Source organism: Streptomyces sp. AF1A, from assembly GCF_047340315.1.
GTDB lineage: Bacteria > Actinomycetota > Actinomycetes > Streptomycetales > Streptomycetaceae > Streptomyces.
The window spans coordinates 202214-223129 of record NZ_JBLEBI010000001.1; the positions used below are offsets into that span (position 1 = coordinate 202214).

The window sequence follows — 20916 nt, forward strand, 5'->3', positions numbered from 1 at the left end:
CGGGGCGTGCCACCGAGCCCGATCCACGCACGGATGCCCCATCGCCCCTCCCGCTTGTGCCGCATCAGGCACCATCACGCCCTGCGGCCGAAGCCCGCCTGCGCCATGCCGCGCCGTCTCCGAGCGCCTCTCCCGCCGTACGGCCGCCCCGTCAGGCCCGGCTGCCAATGGCGACGCCGGAGCCCGTACCGACGCTCGACCCGCGCCTCGCCATCGCACTCGGCTCGCCCCAGCACGGCGACTCCCTGTTCCGGCGTTCGGGCCGGTCGCTGCGCAAGCTGGCCTCGTCGGCCGCGCAGGAGGTCGCCGAGGAGAGCCGGCTGGGCGGCATGGTGCAGCAGCCGGTGACCACGGGCCGGGTGATCGCGGTGACGTCGATCCGCGGCGGTGTCGGCAAGACCACGACCGCCGCACTGCTGTCGCGGGCGTTCAGCCACTACCGGCACGACCCCGTACTCGCCCTGGAAGCGGACGCCGCCCTCGGCACGCTGCCGGTGCGGATGGGCGCGCAGTCCGTCCGCTGGTCGTGCGTCGAGCTCGCCGGAATCCTCACTCCGTCGATGCAACTGACCGACGTCACCGGGTACCTGGTGCCCGTCGCGGACGGTGGCTGGCTGCTGCCCGCCAGTCAGGGGCGGGTGGGCGCCCCGCTGGACGTTGCGACCTACCGCACCGTCACGCTCGCGCTACGACGCTACTTCGCGGTCACGGTGGTCGACTGCGAGACGCTGCCCGGCGAGGTGGCCCGCACGGCGATGGACACCGCACACGCGCGTGTGGTCGTCGCCCCGCTCACCGCGGAGGGCGTGGGCGGTACCCGGATCGTCCTGGACTGGCTCGGTGGGCTGCCTCATGCCGCGCTGGCCTCCACCGTGGTGGCCCTCACCTCGAACACTCCCGACGCGAACCTCGATCTGAAGGCCGCCACGGCCCACCTGCGGGAAACCGGAGTCACCCTCGTGCATCTGCCCTACGACCGGCACCTGGCCGGTGGCGGACCGATCATGACCGACCGGCTGGGTGCGGCCACGCGCCGCGCGGCCACCCAGCTCGCCGCCGAGTCCCTGCACAGGGCGGTGCGGGTGCGGTGACACAGCAGCAGGTCCACCGTCCGGCCCGATCGACGCGCCCCCTGCTCCCGCCGCCGGCCCGCACGATCGAGCCGCCGCCGAACCTGCCCGAGGGCAAGACCGGCAGCCCGGCGACAGCGCTGTTGCCGATGGCGGGTGTCATGAGCTCGGTCGTGATGATGACGGTGATCCGGTCCAGTCAGTTCGCGGGCCTGGGCGCCGTCGTGCTCGTCATCGCGCTGCTCGGTGCGGTCGCTCTGTTCCTGTCGCAGCGTGGCAAGGCCCAGCGGCAGCGGCGCGTTCAGCGTGAGCGGTACCTGGAGTACCTGGAGGAACTACGCGCCGAGTTGGGCGCGGCCGAGCGGGAGCGCCGCCGCGTGGCCCGGGTTCTCCACCCCGCGCCCACCGCCCTGTACGACGTCCTGCGTGATCCCGCCCGGCTGTGGGAGCGGCGCCGCACGGACACAGACTTCCTTCACGTGCGGGTCGGTGTCGGCGACGTACCCGTGCAGGAGCTGACCATCGGCCAGCAGACAGTCGGAGGCGTGCTCACACCGCCCGACCCGTTCATGCTGAACGAGGCGCGAGCCCTGCAGGTCCGCTACACCACTGTGTCGGACCATCCGCTGACCGTGCCACTGGACCGTGTCGGCAACGTCAGTATCGTCGGCGACCGGGAGGGCGTCCTGCGCGTCGCCCGCGCCCTGCTTGTGCAGGCTGCCGTGACCCACGCACCGGACGACGTGGCCATCGCGCTCGCCGCCCCCGGGGACCGTATCGAGGAGTGGGAGTGGGCGAAGTGGCTCCCGCACGTCCTCGACCCGCACAGCCATGACGGCGCCCTCGCAGCGCGTCGTGTCGCCCCTGGCATGGCTCAGCTGGCTCAGGTGATCGGTACGGATCTGGGACGGCGCGCCTCGTACGCGGCCGAAGTGCGCCGGGGGCTGTCCGACAACAAGGCGCTCGCTCTGACCGACCGGCTGCTGGTCCTCAGCGACGCGCACGGGGAAAACGCCGTCGAGCTTCCGCGTCCGGATGCCGCCGTCGCCCTGGACAACATGGGCGTCACCGTCCTGCACCTGCTCGCCGAACAGATCCACGAACCCGATCACGTCTCCGTACGCATCACCGTCGACGGCGACCAGGTCACAGTGGAGGACCTGCGCGGACAGCAGGTTGTGACGATGCACGGAGCGGCCGACCGCACCAGCCTCGCTGAAGCCGAAGGCCTCGCACGGGCGCTTGCGCCGCTGAGGCTGTCCGCGGAGTCTGCCGCGGAGGGCACGCCCGTCTCCGGCCCGGTCGACTTCCCGCAGCTGCTCGGCATCGACGACATGGCCGCCCTCGACCCGGCCCAGCAGTGGGCGCCGCGCGGGGAACGGGACTTTCTGCGGGTGCCGATCGGCCTGGACGACCGGCACCAGCCGGTGCTGCTCGACCTGAAGGAGTCCGCCGAACTCGGCATGGGCCCCCACGGGCTGTGCGTCGGCGCGACCGGCTCCGGAAAGAGCGAACTGCTGCGCACCCTCGTCCTGGCTCTGGTGACGACGCACGCGCCGGAGGACCTGGCGATGGTCCTCATCGACTACAAGGGCGGTGCCACCTTCGCCCCGTTCGCTTCTCTGCCACACGTGGCAGGTGTCATCACGAACCTGGAGAACCAGGCCGGACTGGTCGAGCGCGTCCACACCTCCCTCGCCGGCGAGATCAAACGACGCCAGCAGGTCCTCAAGGACGCGGGCAACGTCGCCGACATCGGCCACTACCGCACCCTGCGCGCCACCACCCGGCCCGACCTCGAGCCGCTGCCGCATCTGTTCGTCGTCATCGACGAGTTCGGCGAACTCCTCACCGCAAAACCGGACTTCATCGACCTGTTCCTGTCGATCGGCCGCATCGGCCGCTCCATCGGTGTCCACCTGCTGCTGTCCAGCCAGCGCATCGAAGGCGGCAAGCTCAAAGGTCTGGAGACGTATCTGTCGTACCGGCTCGGTCTGCGCACGTTCTCAGCGGACGAGTCGCGTACGGTCCTGGAGACCACCGACGCCTTCCACCTGCCGCCCCTGCCCGGCTTCGGCTACCTCAAGGTCGACACCTCCACCTACACCCGCTTCAAGGCGGGCTTCGTCTCGGGCGCGTACCGCGGCCCCGCCGCACGAGACAGCGGTGCTGACGCCGACCCGCTGGCCCAGCCCTATCCGGCGTTCAACACCCCCGTCGCAGAGACACCTGTGCCGGGCGAGGACGCCCCGGTGCCACGTGAGCGCGAGACGGGGCCGACGGTCCTCAGCGTCGCGGTCGGCCGGCTCACCGACGCCGCCGAACCGGTACGACGGATCTGGCTGCCCCCGCTGCCCGAAACCCTCACGCTCGACACGGCCGCCGGCCCGGTACAGGCATCCGCCGACGGCCTCGGACTCACCCACGCCGGCAGCGCGTTGCAGGTGCCACTCGGCGTTCTCGACGATCCCGCCCGGCAGTGGCAGGGCCCGTGGCTGCACGACATGAGCACCGCCGGAGGCCACACCGCCGTCATCGGCGGCCCGGCCTCCGGCAAAACGACCCTGCTACGCACCCTCGCGCTCTCCCTCGCCCTCACCCACACCCCACGCGACGTCGCCGTCTACGGCCTGGACCTGGCCGGCGGCGGACTGACCGCCCTCGCGAACCTGCCGCACGTCGGCGGCATCGCGACCCGCACCGACCACGAGCGCGTCGCCCGCACCGTCGCCGAGGTACGCGCCATGCTCGCCGAGCGCGAGGAAATCTTCCGCGAACGGGGCATCGACTCCATCGAGCAGCTGCGGGCCTTGCGCGAACGAGGGGAACTTCCCCAGCTCGGCTCCACCGACGTGGTGCTGCTCATCGACGGATTCGGCGCCCTGCGCGACGAGTTCGCCCACCTCGACGACGACATCGCCGACCTCCTCAAACGTGGCAGCGGCTACGGCATCCACCTCGTGGCGGGCATGCTCCGCTGGAACGACGTACGCATCGCCACCCAGTCCCTGTTCGGCAGCCGCATCGAACTGCGCCTCAATGACCCCGCCGACTCCTCCGTCGACCGCAAACTCTCCGTGACCCTCTCGGCGAACACCCCCGGCCGGGCCCTGACGGACGGCAAACTGTTCGCACAGGCGGCACTCCCCCGCATCGACGCGCAAGCCACCACGGACGGCCTCGGCCCGGCCCTGGAGCAGGCAGCGGCCACCCTGCGCGCCACCTGGCACGGTGAGCCCGCCGCCCCCGTGCGGGTGCTGCCGACCAGGCTGCCCGCGCAGCGCCTGCCCTCCACCGTGGCGGAACCGCGCGCGATCCCGATCGGCGTCGACCAGGACACCCTCTCCCCGACCGTCCTGGACCTGTTCGGCACCGACCAGCACCTGCTCGTCCTCGGCGACAACGAGTGCGGCAAGACGAACCTGCTCAGGCTCGTCTCCCGCTCCCTCATCGACCGCTACGACAAGGACGAACTGGTCTTCGGCGTCTTCGACCCACGGCGCGGTCTGCGCGGCGTCATCCCCGAGCCCTACCGCGGCGGCTACGCCCACAACACCGCCCTCTCCCAGGCACTCGCCACCGGCATCGCCACCGAACTGGCCAAACGCCTGCCGGAAGCCCCCGACCCCGACGCCCTGACCGACGAGCCGTCCTTCACCGGCCCTCGGATCGTGATCCTCGTCGACGACTACGACATCCTCACCGCAGCCGGGCAGCAGCCCCTTGCCCCGTTCCTGCCGTACATCTCATCCGCCCGGGACATCGGCCTGCACTTCGTCGTCGCCCGCAGGGTCGCCGGAGCCTCGCGCGCCCTGTATGAGCCGTTCCTGACGGCCCTGCGTGAAACCGGCACCACGGCCCTGGTGATGACGGGGGACCGCACCGAAGGCCAGCTGTTCCCCGGCCTGTACGCCTCCTCCCAGCCGCCCGGCCGCGGCACCCTGGTCCGCCGTGGCCGCCGCCACCAGCTGATCCAGACCGCCCTCGCACACGAGACGGAACCCACGGAGACGCCTGCATGACCAAGGACGTCATCGCGCTCACCGAGAAGATGCCCGACGCCCGGACACTGCTGGCCGCCCTGTACGCCGGCGGCCCCGACCTGAGCCTGACCACCACGGACGACGGCGCGGTCATCCACCTGCGCACACCGGCCGGCCGCCCCCTCGTCTCCGTCGAGTCCCCGCTCCTTGTCCACGTACCGGGCGAGGCCGAACGCCTCCTCAGCCCGCACATCACCCCACCACAGCCGCCGTACTGGTGGACCGAGACACGCGCCTCCACCGCCATCCCCGCTGCAGAACCACTCGCCGGATCCGTCTGCGGACGCCTGAGGATGCTGCTCGGCGGAACAACCTGGCCGCCAGAGGCGGCCCGCACTGCAGTCGTGGAGACATCCCAGGACGGCGACGACTTCACAGCGACCCGGCTGCCGGACGGCGCCCTGCCTGCCGTCGACGTCCTGACCGAGTCCACCGCGGTGGTCATCGCCGACCGCTCGATCCTGCCTCTCACCACCTGGCTCTCCGACATCCTGCGCTCAACGGCAGCGACCGGCCGTGCCCTGCACATCGTCACCCCGCCCCACGTCCGCCTCACCCTGCCCCTGCGCATGACCCTCGTCGGCGCACCGAACCGCTGGGTCGTCAAGGATCCGGAAGGCGGCTACTACGACGGCCTGTCCGGCGCCGTACTCGCCTGGCAGAACGGCACCTTCGCACCGACGGTCACGCCGGCCAAGGTCGCGGACGCCTTCACGCGAGGGGCACAGCACACCGAAGAACGCCGACTCACCCTCGCGCTGCGCACCGTCCGCTCCCCCAACACCGACCTCGTGCTCGGCACCGCGCTGGAATCAGCCTGGCGCCACCTCACCGGTGCCCCACCCACCGGCTGGGGCACAGCCGAGCCGATCAACCTCCCCTGGTCACCACGCCAGCTGACCGAACTGGCCCGGAGCCGCTCCCCACAGCCCACCCACGCCTTGGTTATCGGTACCCCTGACCAACCCGCCATCGCAACTCACCGCACCACCCGCACCACGGCCGGCATCGCCGAAGAAGTCACCTTCACCATCGGCTACCCGACGGCCGCAGAGGTCCCCCTGGACGCCATCGAACCCCTGGCCGCCGAACTCGTCGGCACCCATAGCCTGACGACCATGCTGACGACACTGACCGCAGCCGACGCGGATCTGACCCTGGCTCCTGTCCTCACCAGCCCGCCGATCCCGCTCACGTTCACCCTCGGCACCAGAGACACCCAAACCATAGGACTCACCCACGCCCGCCGTCCCCCGCTCATGTTTAGACCCGTACAGCTCGGCACAGCCACAGACCCGGCCCTGCACTACTCCCTCGGCGACGGAACCGACGCCGCCGCCTGGCCGGTGCTCCAGACCCTCATCGCACACCTCAAGGCCGGCACCCCGGGTACGGGGTGATCAGACAGTGCCGGCCCGCCGGGTCTCACCTCGACGGCCCATAGCTATCTGGCGTGGACACCGGCGGATGACTCCAAGCAGCGCGCCCTGCCCCTGGCAGACTGCTTCCCGGCTGCCGGTTCGTGTGGCATGCACAGGGTTCTCCCATCCCGTCCGCCGTCGACCCAGGCAGAGCTGAGCACACGCGGCCCCTGGCTCGAGGGCGTCCGTACAGCTGGCCTGGCACCGCCGCTTCATCGCCGCGAAGTGGGAGTCCCACAGGGTTTGGCGTAGTGCCCCCGTTCACCCTCATCTGGCACAACGCGCGCCAGTCGTTGTCCAATGTCGTCGGCGGCTCGGAGGGAAAGCGGTCCTACTTCAAGGAGATTGTGCAGCTGTTCGAACTGTGCCGGCGTGACTGTGCTCCTGCGGTGACCGGGCCCTGTGGCACAAGCGAACCTGCCGTCCGAGCATCGCGGCCGTCACAACCCCGGGAGCGGCTCCTGAGATCCTGGATCCGCGCCAGGCTGCCAACAGTTCTCGAGGCCAGTGGCGCGAACTTGGCCGTCTCGCAGCTCGAACCATTGCAGCCGGGGCGGTCCGCCACAGCCATCGAACTCCAGGTAAGCGGACTGACGATAGTGCAGCTGACGCAGGTAGGCGCGGAGCTTGGCAAGGTCGAAGTCGCGGTCACGACGGCGGGGTCGCCCGCGCTTGGCCTCCAGAGCTAGCAGGTTGCGCTCTTGGAAGCAGCCGTGTGGGTCATGAAGGATCAGATCGGGGTACACGGGCCGCCGGTCCGCCGCGTCGAAGCCGTCCACGTATAGGGCTTTCTTGATCACCCCGAAGTTAGGGTGATGCCACCGGTCGTACTCGACGTCCACTCGCCACCGCCCGTCCCAGGGCTTGATCTCCTCCTGCAGTGCATGCGCGACGCGGGCGACGACGGCGCGCTCGTTCACGCCCTCGCTCACCAGGTCCGACTCGCGTGTCCACACCGTGAGCAGCGCCTGCCGGAGGGCGTCGTGGATCTGCTGGTCAGTGACCGGGGCTGGCGGCCTCGTCGCCGGGGCAGGGCGGTCGGCCACGCTCACTGCTCCGCGCCGTCGCTCAAGTCGGCGGGCTCAGGGGTATGCACTCGGAGCCCGCCGCCGAGGTTCCATGCGACGACGTCCAAAACGCGCAGCACGCTCACGTCGTCCGGGGCGCATCGCATCAGCGTTTTCCACGTATCGGGCTGCTCGTCCAGGTCGCGCGCCACGGCGCCGCCGAGCAGTCGGAGGAACTCCGCCCAGGTGCGTTGGGGCGACTTCTTGATCGGATACTGAGCACCGGGCCCGCAGTAACAGGCGTAGACCTGGGTGTCGTAGAGCGGCAGGAACAGTGGACGCTTGCGGTGCATGATCTTCATCAAAATCGTTCCGCCCACCCCGCGGAGCGGGGCCGGGCCGTCAAGCAGCCCGCCGAGACGGCGCAATGGCTCCGCGTGCATGCCGGAGGCGACCGCATCCTGCAACGTGAGCCTTTCCGGGATCGCCGCGAGCACTGCCTCAAGGTCCGGGCGCACGGCTTGGAGGTTGAGAACGGCATGCAGCTTCGGCGCGACGTTCAGCAGCACCGGTGCCAGCAGGTCCCCGTCGTTGAGCTCGTTCGGCCCGCTTCCGGTGTCCATCCGGTCGTAGATCGGGAACGCATACGGTCTACCCTTCGCAGCGGCCGCAGCCGCCCGGTTCGACTCAGCGTCGAAGTACCGCCATATCCACTGCCTGGCCTGGTCCAGGGCCACGCATCGGCCACCGACACGCACGGTCTCCCCGCTCATGTCCCCCTCCCCCTGCCGCACATGCGGCAGGGAGCAAGTTATCAGGCATCGCCTCACACAATGGAGCGGTCGCCACCATATGCCGCTGCTGGGCGATCAGATCATAGATCCGTCCTTGCATGGCCTTAAGCAGGCGGCTTCATACGTTGGCACTTCGGCCTTGCCGGACGACGGCCATCACACCGGTTCGCTGCTACACCATTCGGCAGGGCACCATCGTTGATCGGCCTACCCGCAAATAACCGCACAGAGTCCAGAGGTTAGTCAAAGGCCCCCCGTCACCACGCCCTGCGGCTCACCGTTAACCGTCACGGCCGGGTCGGTTTCCACCCCGCTCGGGTCTGTACGGTGATCGGTGTAACTCCCGAGCAGGAAGCGGAAGTTGATGACCGACGTGAGTGTCGCCGAGACCGAGGGCCGGGCAGAAGAGCCGGCAGCCGGTGTGGATGACGAGCTGGTCGCCCAGCTGGTGGCGCGGGCCCAGGCCGATGGGCTGCGGCTGACCGGCGAGGGAGGTCTGCTGCAGCAGCTGACCAAGCGGGTGCTGGAGTCGGCCCTGGAGGGCGAGCTGACCGACCATCTGGGCCACGAGCACGGCGAGAAGTCCGAAGGTGGGCGGGAGAACTACCGCAACGGGCGTCGGGCGAAGACGGTGGTCACCGAGGTCGGCCCGGTCGAGATCGAGGTTCCCCGGGACCGGGCGGGCACGTTCGGGCCGATGGTGGTCAAGAAGCGGCAGCGGCGGCTCGGCGGGATCGACGAGATGGTCTTGTCGCTGTCCGCCAAGGGCCTCACGCACGGGGAGATCTCCGCACACCTCGCCGAGGTCTACGGCACCGAGGTGTCGAAGCAGACCATCTCCACGATCACCGACAGCGTGGTCGCCGGCATGCTGGAATGGCGGAACCGGCCCCTGGACGCGGTGTATCCGGTGGTCTTCATCGACTGTGTGCACGTCAAGGTCCGGGACGGGCAGGTCGCGAACCGTCCTGTCTATATGGCGCCGGCCGTGACCGCCGAGGGCACCCGCGACATTCTGGGCCTGTGGGTCGGCGATGGCGGCGAGGGCGCCAAGTACTGGCTTCAGGTCCTCACCGAGATCAAGAACCGAGGGGTGCGGGACCTCCTGATGCTGGTCTGCGACGGACTGACCGGACTCCCGGACGCGGTGAACACCGTCTGGCCTGCGACGATCGCGCAAACTTGCGTCGTTCACCTGCTCCGCAACAGCTTCAGGTACGCGGGCCGCCAGGACTGGGAGAAGATCGCCAAAGCCCTCCGCCCGGTCTACACGGCACCGACCGAGGAGGCCGCCATGGAGCGGTTCCTGGAGTTCTCCGAGGAATGGGGAGTGAAATACCCGGCCATCGTGCGGTTGTGGGAACGCGCCTGGGCGGAGTTCGTCCCCTTCCTCCAGTCCGACGTGGAGATCCGCAAGATCGTGTGCACGACGAACGCAATCGAGAGTGTGAACGCCCGGATCCGCAAGGCCGTCCGCGCCCGCGGGCACTTCCCCACCGAGCAGGCCGCCCTCAAGTGCGTCTACCTCGCGGTCATGAGCCTGGACCCGACCGGGAACGGCGCGAAACGCTGGACCAGGCGATGGAAACCGGCCCTCCAAGCCTTCGACATCGCCTTCGACGGCCGCCTCACCGCGACCCAGCGGTAACAACCAACCCACGAGTTACACCACTCGCTGGACACACCCGCTGCTGGCTCTTCTCACCCTTCCGAGGTACGACAGACCGCCACATGACATCCGCACAGCGCTCCACACCGCGCACGCCCTGGGAGGCCCGCCCCACGTGATCCGTTTCGCCTTCGCCGGACGCTGCTCCACCGAGGACCTTCAAGATCCGGAGGCCTCCAGGAACTGGCAGCTCACCCGCGCTCGAGCTCTGATCGAGCCCGCCGGGGGCCAGATCGTCACTGAGTACTTCGACGTCGGTCACAGCCGCTCTCTGCCTTGGCAGCGCCGCCCCAGCGCCAACGAACTCCTCCAAGCCCTCCGCGACCCCAACCGCGGTTTCGACGCCGTCGTGATCGGAGAGCCGCAGCGCACCTTCTACGGCAACCAGTTCGGCAACACCTTCCCCGTCTTCGTCCACTTCCGCATCCCCTTGTGGGTCCCGGAGGTCGGCGGACCCATCGACCCGGACAACGAAGCTCACGACCTCGTCATGTCCGTCTTCGGCGGCATGAGCAAGGGCGAGCGCAACAGGATCAAGATCCGGGTGCGGACGGCAATGGGCTCCCAGGCCCAGCTCCAGGGCCGCTACCTCGGCGGGCGGCCACCCTACGGCTACCGGATCGCCGACGCCGGCCCCCACCCCAACCCCTCCAAGGCCGCCGCCGACCAGCGCGTCCACAAACTCGAACTGGACCCCGCCGCCGCACCCGTCGTGCAGCGGATCTTCCGTCTGTACGTGGACGGCATGAGCTACAGCGCCATCGCCGCCCAGCTCACCCGGGAAGGCATCCCCTGCCCCTCCGCCCACGACGCCACCCGCAATCCCCACCGCAAGAAGACCGCATGGCAGCAGGGCGCCGTGCGCGCCATCCTCCTCAACCCCCGCTACACCGGCCACGAGGTCTGGAACAAGCAACGCAAGGAAGAACGCCTCCTCGACGTCGACGACGTCACCTTCGGACACCGCACCCACATGACCCACAATCCCGTCGAGGAGTGGATCCACTCCAACGAGCCCGCCCACGAAGCGATCATCAGCCCCGATCTCTTCGATGTCGCCCGCACCGCGCGCACACAGCGCGCCCGCAACCAGGGGCGGCAGGAGCGCGCCGGGAAGCGGGGCGCGCTCCCCTACGCTCTGCGCTGTCGGGTCCGGTGCAGCCTGTGCGGGCGCAAGATGCAGCCCGCCACCATCCGGAACCGCGTCTACTACCGCTGCGTGTTCAAAGAGGAAGAAGCCGCCCTCTATCCCGACCTCACCCACCCGCGCACCGTCTACCTGCGGGAAGACATCGTCTGCCAGGCCCTGGATGAGTGGATCGCCCGGGCCTTCGCCCCCGACCGGCTCTCCGCCACCATCGAAGCGCTCACCCATGCCAGCGCCGCAGCAAGCACCGTAGAGCCCCAGACGCCCGAGCAGGCTCAAGCGCGCCACGCGTTCAAGGAGTGCGAGCGGCGCCTCGCTCGCTACCAGGCGGCCCTCGACGCCGGAACCGACCCCGCCGTCGTCACCCAGTGGATCAACGAGGCCCAGCGGGACAAGGACGCGGCGCAAAAAAAGCTCGACGCGCACCCCGCCGTCCCCCGGAAGAAGCAATCCCCGCTCGACGCGCAACAGATCCGGCAGATCACTGAGAGCCTTGGAGACATTGCACAGCGCATCCAAACTGCCGCCGTCGAGAAGAAAGGCCCGCTCTACGACGCCCTAGGCATCGCTATCAGCTACGAAAACGCAACGAAGACCGCGATCGTAAGATCGAGGCCCTCGTCACCGTATCGTCAAGCATTGTGTCCGAGGGGGGACTTGAACCCCCACGCCCGATAAAGGGCACTAGCACCTCAAGCTAGCGCGTCTGCCATTCCGCCACCCGGACCTGGTGTCTGGCGCCTGCGGGACGCGTGCCCCGCGGCGACATGGACAACAATAGCAAGGTTTCGGAGTGCGTTTCACCTGCGTATCCGTCCGACGGGAGGGTGACCGGGGCCGGGGCGAGCCGGCCCCGGTCACCCGATCGCGCCTTGTGTGCGGAGCGGCACCGTGCGTGAGAATTCAGGGCATGAGCTGGTACTCCGGGAAGTTTCCGGGCGGCTGCTCGCCCGGCGGGCCCTGGGTGACGGCCCGCACCAGGAGGTCGCCGCCGACGAAGGCGCCGCGCCAGGACGCGCCGAAGCCGCCGAAGAGCTCGTCGCGGTCGCCGCGGGAGCGGGGGACGCCGTGGCCGGTCTTGAAGGCGCGGATCTGCGGGGCGAGCCGGTCGTAGGTGGCCGGGTCGTCGGTGGAGAGGGTGGCCACCAGGGCGCCGTTGGACGCGTTCATGGCGGCCAGCAGCTCCGCCTCCGTGTCCACCAGCACGATGGTGTCGACGGGTCCGAAGGGTTCCGCGTGGTGCAGCGGGGACGACGTCGGCGGGTTGAGCAGGGTGACGGGGTGGACGTAGGCGGAGGTGTCCTGGCCGGGCAGGAACCGTGCCGTGTCGGGCCGGCCGCGGTGCACTGGGACGGCTCCCCGGTCGACGGCCTCGGCCACCTGGTCGGTCAGCTCCTTGGCCTTGGCCGCGTTGATCAGCGGGCCGAAGTCGAGGTCGGGGAGCGGGTCGGCCGGGTCCGCGACGGCGAGTGGATGGCCGACGCGGACGGCCCGGACCGCGGGCAGGTAGGCGGCCAGGAAGGCGTCGAACAGGCGGCGCTGGACCACGAACCGCGGGTAGGCCGTGCAGCGCTGCTTGCCGTAGTCGAAGAGCTTGGGGACGACGGCCGTGAGCGCGTCCCAGTCGGAGAAGTCCCAGATGCCCCAGGTGTTCAGGCCCTCCTGTTCCAGGATGTGCCGTTTGCCGAGGTCGGCGACGGCGGTGGCGACGGCCGCGCCGGTGTCGCGGCCCCCGACGAAGGACACGCACCCGATCTCCGGCGCGCGCACCAGCGCCTGGTTCAGCTCGCCCCCGCTGCCGCCGACCAGCGTGACCGGCACCCCCTCGCGCGCTGCCAGCGCCGAGGCGAGGGTGAGGCATGCGACACCGCCGTCGGTCGGCGTCTTGGCGATCACCGCGTTGCCCGCCAGTGCCTGCACGAGCAGGGCGTGCACGAGCACGCTCATCGGGTAGTTCCAGCTGGCGATGTTGGAGACCGGCCCGTCCAGCGGGGCCCGGCCGGCGAGCATCGCGTCGATGCCGTCGGCGTACCAGCGCACGCCGTCGATCGCCCGGTCCACGTCCGCGAGCGCGAGCCGCCACGGCTTGCCGATCTCCCATACGAGCAGCAGGGCGAGCAGGTCGCGGTGGGCGGCGAGGGCGTCCAGGGTGGCGGCGATCCGGGCCCGCCGCTCGGGCAGGGGGATGTGCCGCCAGGCGCGGTGCTGGTCGAGCGCGGCGCGTACGGCCTGCTGGGCGGCGGCGCCGTCGAGGCGGGGCGCACCGGCGATCGGGGTGCCGTCGACCGGGGTGGTGGCCGGCAGCGTCCGCCCGTCGGGCCGCCAGGCGGCGCCCCAGAGGTTGAGGACGCGGTCGTCCCGGAACGCCTCGGGCGCGACGGCTCGGCAGCGCCGCCAGGCGTCGGCGTAGGAGGTGCCGGGCTTCAGGATCAGGGTCTCGGAGGTGAGGGTGGCTGCCATGCGTCAGCTCCGCTCTCGCCGTACGGCGTCCAGCACCAGCGCGGCCGTCTCCGTGGGCGTGCGGCCGACCCGGACGCCGGCCGCCTCCAGGGCCTCCTGCTTGGCGCGCGCCGTGCCGGTGGAGCCGGAGACGATGGCGCCCGCGTGGCCCATGGTGCGGCCCTCGGGGGCGGTGAACCCGGCGATGTAGCCGACGACGGGCTTGGTGACGTGGTCGCGGACGTAGGCGGCGGCGCGTTCCTCGGCGTCGCCGCCGATCTCGCCGATCATCACGATCAGCTCGGTGTCGGGGTCCGCCTCGAACGCGGCCAGGCAGTCGATGTGGGTGGTGCCGACGACGGGGTCGCCGCCGATGCCGACACACGTGGAGAAGCCGATGTCGCGCAGCTCGTACATGAGCTGGTAGGTGAGCGTGCCCGACTTGGAGACCAGGCCGATGGGGCCGGGCTTGGCAATGTCGGCGGGGATGATGCCCGCGTTGGCCTGGCCCGGGGTGATCAGTCCTGGGCAGTTGGGCCCGATGATCCGCGTGCCCCGGCGCCGGGCGTGGGCGGTGAAGGCGACGGTGTCGTGGACCGGGATGCCCTCGGTGATGACGACGGCGAGGGGCAAGCGGGCGTCGGCGGCCTCGGTGACGGCGGCCTTCGCGAAGGCGGGCGGGACGAAGACCACGCTGACATCGGCTCCGGTGGCCCGCATGCCGTCGGCCACCGAGCCGAAGACGGGCACTGGCTGCCCGTCGAAGTCGACGGTCCGCCCGGCCTTGCGCGGGTTGACCCCGCCGACGACGTTCGTGCCCGCCGCGAGCATGCGCCGGGTGTGCTTCATGCCCTCGCCGCCGGTCATGCCCTGGACGAGGACCTTGCTCTCCTTGGTGAGGTGGATGGCCATGTCCGGGCTCCTCAGGCGGTGGTGGCGAGGTCGGCGGCGCGGCGGGCGGCGCCGTCCATGGTGGTGACCTGTTCGACGAGCGGATGGGCGCGTTCGGCGAGGATGGCGCGGCCGCGGGCGGCGCTGTTGCCGTCGAGGCGGACCACGAGCGGCTTGGTCAGCCGGATGCGGTCCACGGCCGCCACGATGCCCTCGGCGACGGCGTCGCAGGCGGTGATCCCGCCGAACACGTTGACGAGGACGGACTTCACGGCCGGGTCGGAGAGGATCACCGTCAGGCCGTCGGCCATGACCTGGGCGGAGGCGCCGCCGCCGATGTCGAGGAAGTCGGCCGGCCGGGCGCCGCAGCCGGCGACCGCGTCCAGGGTCGACATCACGAGGCCGGCGCCGTTGCCGATGACCCCGACCTCGCCGTCGAGCCGGACGTAGGTGAGTCCGCGCGCCGCGGCCGCCGCCTCCAGCGGGTCCTGGTCCTCGTCGTCGTCGGCTCCCCAACGGGCTTGTCGGAAGCGGGCGTTGTCGTCCAGGGTGACCTTGCCGTCGAGGGCGACGATGTCTCCCCGGGCGGTGCGCACCAGCGGGTTGACCTCGACGAGCAGGGCGTCCTCGCGGACCAGCACCTGCCAGAGCCGGACGAGGACGTCGACGGTCTGCGGGGGGAGTCCGGCCGCGTCGGCGATCTCGGTCGCCTTGGCGGAGGTGACACCCTCGGCGGGGTCGACGGGTATGCGTGCCACGGCTTCGGGCCGGGCGGCGGCGACCTCCTCGATCTCCATGCCGCCCTCGGCGGAGGCGATGGCGAGGAAGCGGCCGGCCGCGCGGTCCAGGACGTAGGAGACGTAGAACTCGCGGTCGATGTCCACGGGTTGGGCCAGCATCACCTTCCCGACCATGTGTCCCTTGATCCGCATGCCGAGCATCTGGCGCGCGGTCAGTTCCGCGGCGGCCGGGTCGGCGGCGAGCTTCACTCCGCCGGCCTTGCCCCGCCCGCCGGTCTTCACCTGGGCCTTGACGACGGCCCGGCCGCCGAGCCGTCGGGCGATCTCGCGGGCCTCCTTCGCCGAGTCCGTGACCTCGGCGTTCGGCACCACGATGCCGTGTTCTGCGAAGAGTTGCCTTGCCTGGTGTTCGTACAGGTCCATTCCGGCTCCTGTCTGGAAAGTGCCGCACGCCCCCTGGACACCACCCACCGGATGCGGGATAACAAGCTTCATACAGTATTCGTCGACTGTATGCAATCTACTGCATACAGCCTGCCTCTGTACGCACGCAGTTGCACCGCGAGCCGACCGAACCCCTAGGAAAGGGACAGGACTTCGCCATGCCCGACGACACCCAGGACGTGATCTCCGGTGGTCATCTCGTTGCCAAGGCGCTGAAGGCCGAGGGGGTCGACCGCATCTACACGCTGTGCGGCGGCCACATCATCGACATCTACGACGGCTGCGTCGACGAGGGCATAGAAGTCGTCGACGTACGCCACGAGCAGGTCGCCGCGCACGCCGCCGACGGCTATGCCCGCATCACCGGCAAGCCGGGCTGCGCGGTGGTCACCGCCGGGCCCGGGACGACCGACGCCGTCACCGGGGTCGCCAACGCCTTCCGCGCGGAGTCCCCGATGCTGCTGATCGGCGGCCAGGGGGCCCTCACCCAGCACAAGATGGGATCGCTGCAGGACCTGCCGCACGTCGACATGATGACGCCGATCACCAAGTTCGCGGCGACGGTGCCGGACACCGCACGGGCGGCCGACATGGTGTCGATGGCGTTCCGCGAGTGCTACCACGGCGCCCCCGGCCCCTCCTTCCTGGAGATCCCCCGGGACGTCCTCGACGCGAAGGTGCCGCTCGACCGGGCGCGCGTCCCCCGGGCCGGGGCCTACCGCGCCTCCACCCGCTCGGCCGGCGACCCCGAGGCGGTGCAGCAGCTCGCCGACCTGCTGGTGCACGCCGAGAAGCCCGCGATCCTGCTGGGCAGCCAGGTGTGGACGACCCGCGGCACCGAGGCCGCGATCGAGCTGGTGCGCACCCTGAACATCCCGGCGTACATGAACGGCGCCGGCCGCGGCACCCTCCCGCCCGGCGACCCGCACCACTTCCAGCTCTCGCGCCGCTACGCATTCTCGAACGCCGACGTCATCGTGATCGTCGGCACGCCCTTCGACTTCCGCATGGGCTACGGCAAGCGGCTCTCCCCCGACGCCACGGTGGTGCAGATCGACCTGGACTACCGCACCGTCGGCAAGAACCGGGACATCGACCTCGGCATCGTCGGCGACGCCGGACTGGTCCTGAAGTCGGTGACCGAGGCCGCCTCCGGCCGCATCAACGGCGGCGCCGCCCGCCGCAAGGAGTGGCTGGACGAGCTGCGCGCGGCCGAGCAGGCGTCGATCGACAAGCGGCTGCCGCAACTCAGGTCGGACGCCTCGCCGATCCATCCGTACCGGCTGGTCAGCGAGATCAACGACTTCCTCACCGAGGACTCGATCTACATCGGCGACGGCGGCGACATCGTCACCTTCTCCGGCCAGGTCGTGCAGCCCAAGTCCCCCGGCCACTGGATGGACCCGGGCCCGCTCGGCACCCTCGGCGTCGGGATCCCCTTCGTGCTCGCCGCCAAGCAGGCGCGCCCCGACAAGGAGGTCGTCGCCCTCTTCGGCGACGGGGCCTTCTCGCTGACCGGCTGGGACTTCGAGACCCTCGTCCGCTACGGCCTGCCGTTCGTCGGCATCGTCGGCAACAACTCCTCGATGAACCAGATCCGTTACGGCCAGGCCGCCAAGTACGGCAAGGACCGCGAGCGGGTCGGCAACACCCTCGGCGACGTGGCGTACGACAAGTTCGCGCAGATGCTGGGCGGCTACGGCGAGGAGGTCCGCGACCCCGCCGACATCGGCCCCGCGCTGCGCCGGGCCCGCGAGTCGGGCAAGCCGTCGCTGATCAACGTCTGGGTCGACCCGGACGCGTACGCCCCCGGAACCATGAACCAGACGATGTACAAGTGAGGTGACGCCCGTGACCGCCAAGGCTCTCGAAGGCATCCGCGTCCTGGACATGACGCACGTCCAGTCCGGGCCGTCCGCCACCCAGCTGCTGGCCTGGCTCGGCGCCGACGTCGTCAAGCTGGAGGCGCCGACCGGTGACATCACCCGCAGGCAGCTGCGGGACCTGCCGGACGTCGACTCCCTCTACTTCACGATGCTCAACTGCAACAAGCGGAGCATCACGCTGAACACCAAGACCGAGCGCGGCAAGGAGATCCTGACCGAGCTGATCCGGCGATCCGACGTCATGGTCGAGAACTTCGGGCCGGGCGCGGTGGACCGCATGGGGTTCACCTGGGACCGGATCAAGGAGATCAACCCGCGGCTCGTCTACGCCTCCATCAAGGGGTTCGGCGAGGGCCCGTACACCGACTTCAAGGCGTACGAGGTCGTCGCGCAGGCCATGGGCGGGTCGATGTCGACCACCGGTTTCGAGGACGGGCCGCCGACGGCGACCGGCGCGCAGATCGGTGACTCCGGGACCGGGGTGCACCTGGTCGCCGGGGTGCTCGCCGCGCTGTTCCAGCGCGAGCGGACCGGGCGCGGGCAGCGGGTCAACGTGGCCATGCAGCACGCGGTGCTCAACCTGTGCCGGGTGAAGCTGCGCGACCAGCAGCGCCTGGCCCACGGCCCGCTCGCCGAGTACCCCAACGAGGACTTCGGCGACGAGGTGCCCCGCTCCGGGAACGCCTCCGGCGGCGGTCAGCCCGGCTGGGCGGTCAAGTGCGCGCCGGGCGGCCCCAACGACTACGTGTACGTGATCGTGCAGCCCGTCGGCTGGAAGCCCATCAGCGAGCTCATCGGCCGGCCCGAACTGGCCGACGACCCCGACTGGGCCACCCCGGAGGCCCGGCTGCCCCGCCTGAACAAGATGTTCCAGCTGATCGAGGAGTGGTCCTCGACGCTGCCCAAGTGGGAGGTGCTGGAGAAGCTCAACGCCCACAACATCCCGTGCGGGCCGATCCTGTCCACCAAGGAGATCATCGAGGACGCCTCGCTCGCGGCCAACGAGATGGTGGTGCGCGTCCCGCACCCCGAGCGCGGCGAGTTCGTCACCGTGGGCAGCCCGCTCAAGCTGTCCGACTCGCCCGTCGAGGTGAGCAGTTCACCGCTGCTGGGCGAGCACAACGAAGAGGTCTACGTCGGCGAGCTGGGCCTCGGGGACGAGGAGCTGCGCCTGCTGAAGTCGAACGGGGTGATCTGACGTGATGGCAGAGGACCGGGTGCTCAGGGTGCGGGCGCTGCTCGACTCCGTGCGGGCCGAGGGCCGTACCGCGCTGACCGCCCCCGAGGGCAAGGTGATCGCCGACGCGTACGGGATCGCCGTACCGGGCGAGGCGCTGGCCACGGACGTGGACGAGGCGGTGGCCGCCGCGGCACGGTTCGGCGGGCCGGTGGTCCTGAAGATCGTCTCGCCGGACATCCTGCACAAGACCGACGCCGGCGGGGTCGTCGTCGGGGTGGAGGGCGCGGCGGAGGTACGGGCAGCGTTCTGCCGGATCGTGGAGAACGCGCGCGCCTACGACGCCGAGGCCCGCATCGACGGAGTGCAGGTCCAGGAGCTGCTGCCCGAGGGCCAGGAGGTCATCGTCGGCGCGGTCACCGACCCGACGTTCGGGAAGGTGGTGGCCTTCGGGCTCGGCGGGGTGCTGGTCGAGGTGCTGAAGGACGTGACGTTCCGCCTCGCGCCCGTCTCCGCCGACGAGGCGCTGTCGATGCTGGACTCGATCCGGTCGGCGGAGATCCTGCGCGGGGTGCGCGGGCAGGCCGGCGTGGACCGGTGGGCGGTGGCCGAGCAGATCCGGCGGGTCTCCCAACTGGTCGCGGACTTCCCCGAGATCGCCGAGGTCGACCTCAACCCGGTGGTCGCGACGCCGCACGGGGCGACGGCCGCCGACATCCGGGTGATCCTCGCCGAGCGGCAGCCGGAGCCGCGGAAGACGTACACGCGCGAGGAGATCCTCACCTCCATGCGCCGGCTGATGCAGCCGGCCTCGGTCGCGGTGATCGGCGCGTCCAACGAGAGCGGCAAGATCGGCAACTCGGTGATGCGCAACCTCGTGGACGGCGGCTTCTCCGGGGAGATCCATCCGGTGAACCCCAAGGCCGATGACATTCTGGGCCGCAAGGCGTACAAGAGTGTCACGGACGTTCCCGGTGAGGTGGATGTGGCCGTCTTCGCCATTCCGGCCAGGTTCGTGCCCGCGGCCCTGGAGGAGGTGGGACGCAAGAGGATCCCCAACGCGGTGCTCATCCCCTCCGGCTTCGCGGAGACCGGCGAGCACGAACTCCAGGCGGAGATCGTGCGGATCGCCGAACGGCACGGCGTGCGGCTGCTCGGCCCCAACATCTACGGCTACTACTCCACCTGGCAGGACCTGTGCGCGACGTTCTGCACGCCGTACGACGTCAAGGGCGGGGTGGCGCTGACCAGCCAGTCCGGTGGCATCGGCATGGCCATCCTGGGCTTCGCCCGCACCACGAAGACGGGCGTGTCGGCGATCGTCGGCCTCGGCAACAAGTCCGACCTGGACGAGGACGACCTGCTGACCTGGTTCGGCGAGGACCCGCACACCGAGTGCATCGCCATGCATCTGGAGGACCTCAAGGACGGGCGGGCGTTCGTGGCGGCGGCGCGCGCGACCGTGCCGAAGAAGCCGGTCGTGGTGCTCAAGGCGGGCCGTACGGCGGCGGGCGCGAAGGCGGCCGGTTCGCACACGGGCGCGCTCGCGGGCGACGACGCGGTGTACGACGACATCCTCCGGCAGGCCGGGGTGATCCGGGCGCCGGGCCTGAACGACATGCTGGAGTACGCCCGCGCGCTGCCCGTCCTGCCCACCCCCAGGGGCGACAACGTGGTGATCATCACCGGGGCGGGCGGCAGCGGGGTGCTGCTGTCGGACGCCGTGACGGACAACGGGCTGTCCCTGATGGAGATCCCGCCCGACCTGGACGCCGCGTTCCGCCGGTTCATCCCGCCGTTCGGGGCGGCAGGCAACCCGGTCGACATCACCGGGGGCGAGCCGCCGTCGACGTACGAGGCGACGATCCGGCTGGGCCTGGAGGATCCGCGCATCCACGCGCTGGTGCTGGGCTACTGGCACACCATCGTCACCCCGCCGATGGTGTTCGCCGAGCTGACCGCGCGCGTGGTCGCCGAGTTCCGCGAACGGGGCGTCGAGAAGCCGGTGGTGGCGTCTCTCGCCGGCGACGTGGAGGTCGAGGAGGCCTGCCAGTACCTGTTCGAACGGGGTGTCGTGGCGTATCCGTACACGACGGAGAAGCCGGTGGCCGTGCTGGGCGCGAAGTACCGCTGGGCGCGGGCGGCGGGGCTCCTGTGACGGCGGGGCTCCGCACCACATCGGCCGGGG

General features: G+C 70.4%; 13 protein-coding genes and 1 tRNA gene. 8 read left to right on the forward strand and 6 right to left on the reverse strand.

Annotation, left to right across the window (positions count from 1 at the left end):
- Positions 1-167 precede the first annotated feature (167 nt).
- The 3 genes from ACLU3S_RS00800 to ACLU3S_RS00810 are packed head-to-tail and all read left to right on the forward strand — an operon-like array spanning position 168 to position 6513.
- Positions 168-1091, forward strand: coding sequence for a type VII secretion protein (locus ACLU3S_RS00800; protein ID WP_413949692.1), 924 nt, complete (start codon positions 168-170; stop codon positions 1089-1091).
- Positions 1088-5092, forward strand: a complete 4005-nt coding sequence (gene eccCa, locus ACLU3S_RS00805; protein ID WP_413949693.1) for a type VII secretion protein EccCa — start codon at positions 1088-1090, stop codon at positions 5090-5092. Before ACLU3S_RS00800 ends, eccCa begins: the two co-directional genes overlap by 4 nt.
- A complete protein-coding gene (locus tag ACLU3S_RS00810) occupies positions 5089-6513 on the forward strand; it encodes a DUF6177 family protein (RefSeq protein WP_413949694.1) in 1425 nt (474 codons plus the stop codon). Before eccCa ends, ACLU3S_RS00810 begins: the two co-directional genes overlap by 4 nt.
- Positions 6514-6974: 461 nt before the next feature.
- Here ACLU3S_RS00810 and ACLU3S_RS00815 read toward each other — a convergent pair whose 3' ends face one another.
- Both ACLU3S_RS00815 and ACLU3S_RS00820 read right to left on the reverse strand, forming a co-directional pair.
- Positions 6975-7580, reverse strand: a complete 606-nt coding sequence (locus tag ACLU3S_RS00815; RefSeq protein ID WP_413949695.1) for a hypothetical protein — start codon at positions 7578-7580, stop codon at positions 6975-6977.
- A 2-nt stretch (positions 7581-7582) separates the two neighbouring features.
- A complete protein-coding gene (locus ACLU3S_RS00820; protein ID WP_413949696.1) occupies positions 7583-8314 on the reverse strand; it encodes a DUF6308 family protein in 732 nt (243 codons plus the stop codon).
- A gap of 385 nt (positions 8315-8699) precedes the next feature.
- Between ACLU3S_RS00820 and ACLU3S_RS00825 the strand changes: the two genes are divergently transcribed.
- Together ACLU3S_RS00825 and ACLU3S_RS00830 are read left to right on the forward strand one after the other, a co-directional pair.
- Complete coding sequence (locus ACLU3S_RS00825) at positions 8700-9983, forward strand: IS256 family transposase (RefSeq protein WP_413949697.1); 1284 nt, start codon at positions 8700-8702, stop codon at positions 9981-9983.
- Positions 9984-10119: 136 nt separating this feature from the next.
- Complete coding sequence (locus ACLU3S_RS00830; protein ID WP_413949698.1) at positions 10120-11829, forward strand: recombinase family protein; 1710 nt, start codon at positions 10120-10122, stop codon at positions 11827-11829.
- Here ACLU3S_RS00830 and ACLU3S_RS00835 read toward each other — a convergent pair.
- From ACLU3S_RS00835 to sucC, 4 genes are all read right to left on the reverse strand, one after another.
- Positions 11794-11878: transfer RNA gene (locus ACLU3S_RS00835), tRNA-Leu, on the reverse strand. The two genes, ACLU3S_RS00830 and ACLU3S_RS00835, sit on opposite strands and share 36 nt — an antisense overlap.
- 176 nt (positions 11879-12054) lie before the next feature.
- Positions 12055-13611 carry an aldehyde dehydrogenase family protein gene (locus ACLU3S_RS00840; RefSeq protein WP_413949699.1) on the reverse strand — a complete coding sequence of 519 codons (1557 nt, stop codon included), beginning with the start codon at positions 13609-13611 and terminating at the stop codon, positions 12055-12057.
- Positions 13612-13614: 3 nt separating this feature from the next.
- Positions 13615-14502, reverse strand: a complete 888-nt coding sequence (gene sucD / locus ACLU3S_RS00845) for a succinate--CoA ligase subunit alpha (RefSeq protein ID WP_413949700.1) — start codon at positions 14500-14502, stop codon at positions 13615-13617.
- A gap of 11 nt (positions 14503-14513) precedes the next feature.
- Complete coding sequence (gene sucC / locus ACLU3S_RS00850) at positions 14514-15644, reverse strand: ADP-forming succinate--CoA ligase subunit beta (RefSeq protein WP_413949701.1); 1131 nt, start codon at positions 15642-15644, stop codon at positions 14514-14516.
- A gap of 179 nt (positions 15645-15823) precedes the next feature.
- Between sucC and ACLU3S_RS00855 the strand changes: the two genes are divergently transcribed.
- From ACLU3S_RS00855 to ACLU3S_RS00865, 3 genes are read left to right on the forward strand one after another with little or no spacing between them, the layout of a single operon-like run.
- Positions 15824-17506, forward strand: a complete 1683-nt coding sequence (locus ACLU3S_RS00855) for a thiamine pyrophosphate-binding protein (protein WP_413949702.1) — start codon at positions 15824-15826, stop codon at positions 17504-17506.
- Positions 17507-17516: 10 nt separating this feature from the next.
- Positions 17517-18749 carry a formyl-CoA transferase gene (gene frc / locus ACLU3S_RS00860; RefSeq protein ID WP_413949703.1) on the forward strand — a complete coding sequence of 411 codons (1233 nt, stop codon included), beginning with the start codon at positions 17517-17519 and terminating at the stop codon, positions 18747-18749.
- A 4-nt stretch (positions 18750-18753) separates the two neighbouring features.
- The gene (locus tag ACLU3S_RS00865) at positions 18754-20886 is read left to right on the forward strand and encodes an acetate--CoA ligase family protein (protein WP_413949704.1); all 2133 of its coding nucleotides are present in this window, start codon (positions 18754-18756) and stop codon (positions 20884-20886) included.
- The last annotated feature ends 30 nt before the right edge of the window (positions 20887-20916 follow it).

Coding starts and splice junctions, on each gene's coding strand:
- sucD (WP_413949700.1), bottom strand. CDS start 14,502: ATGGCCATCCACCTCACCAAGGAGAGCAAGGTCCTCGTCCAGGGCATG.
- ACLU3S_RS00810 (WP_413949694.1), top strand. CDS start 5,089: ATGACCAAGGACGTCATCGCGCTCACCGAGAAGATGCCCGACGCCCGG.
- ACLU3S_RS00800 (WP_413949692.1), top strand. CDS start 168: ATGGCGACGCCGGAGCCCGTACCGACGCTCGACCCGCGCCTCGCCATC.
- ACLU3S_RS00855 (WP_413949702.1), top strand. CDS start 15,824: ATGCCCGACGACACCCAGGACGTGATCTCCGGTGGTCATCTCGTTGCC.
- ACLU3S_RS00825 (WP_413949697.1), top strand. CDS start 8,700: ATGACCGACGTGAGTGTCGCCGAGACCGAGGGCCGGGCAGAAGAGCCG.
- ACLU3S_RS00865 (WP_413949704.1), top strand. CDS start 18,754: ATGGCAGAGGACCGGGTGCTCAGGGTGCGGGCGCTGCTCGACTCCGTG.
- ACLU3S_RS00820 (WP_413949696.1), bottom strand. CDS start 8,314: ATGAGCGGGGAGACCGTGCGTGTCGGTGGCCGATGCGTGGCCCTGGAC.
- ACLU3S_RS00840 (WP_413949699.1), bottom strand. CDS start 13,611: ATGGCAGCCACCCTCACCTCCGAGACCCTGATCCTGAAGCCCGGCACC.
- sucC (WP_413949701.1), bottom strand. CDS start 15,644: ATGGACCTGTACGAACACCAGGCAAGGCAACTCTTCGCAGAACACGGC.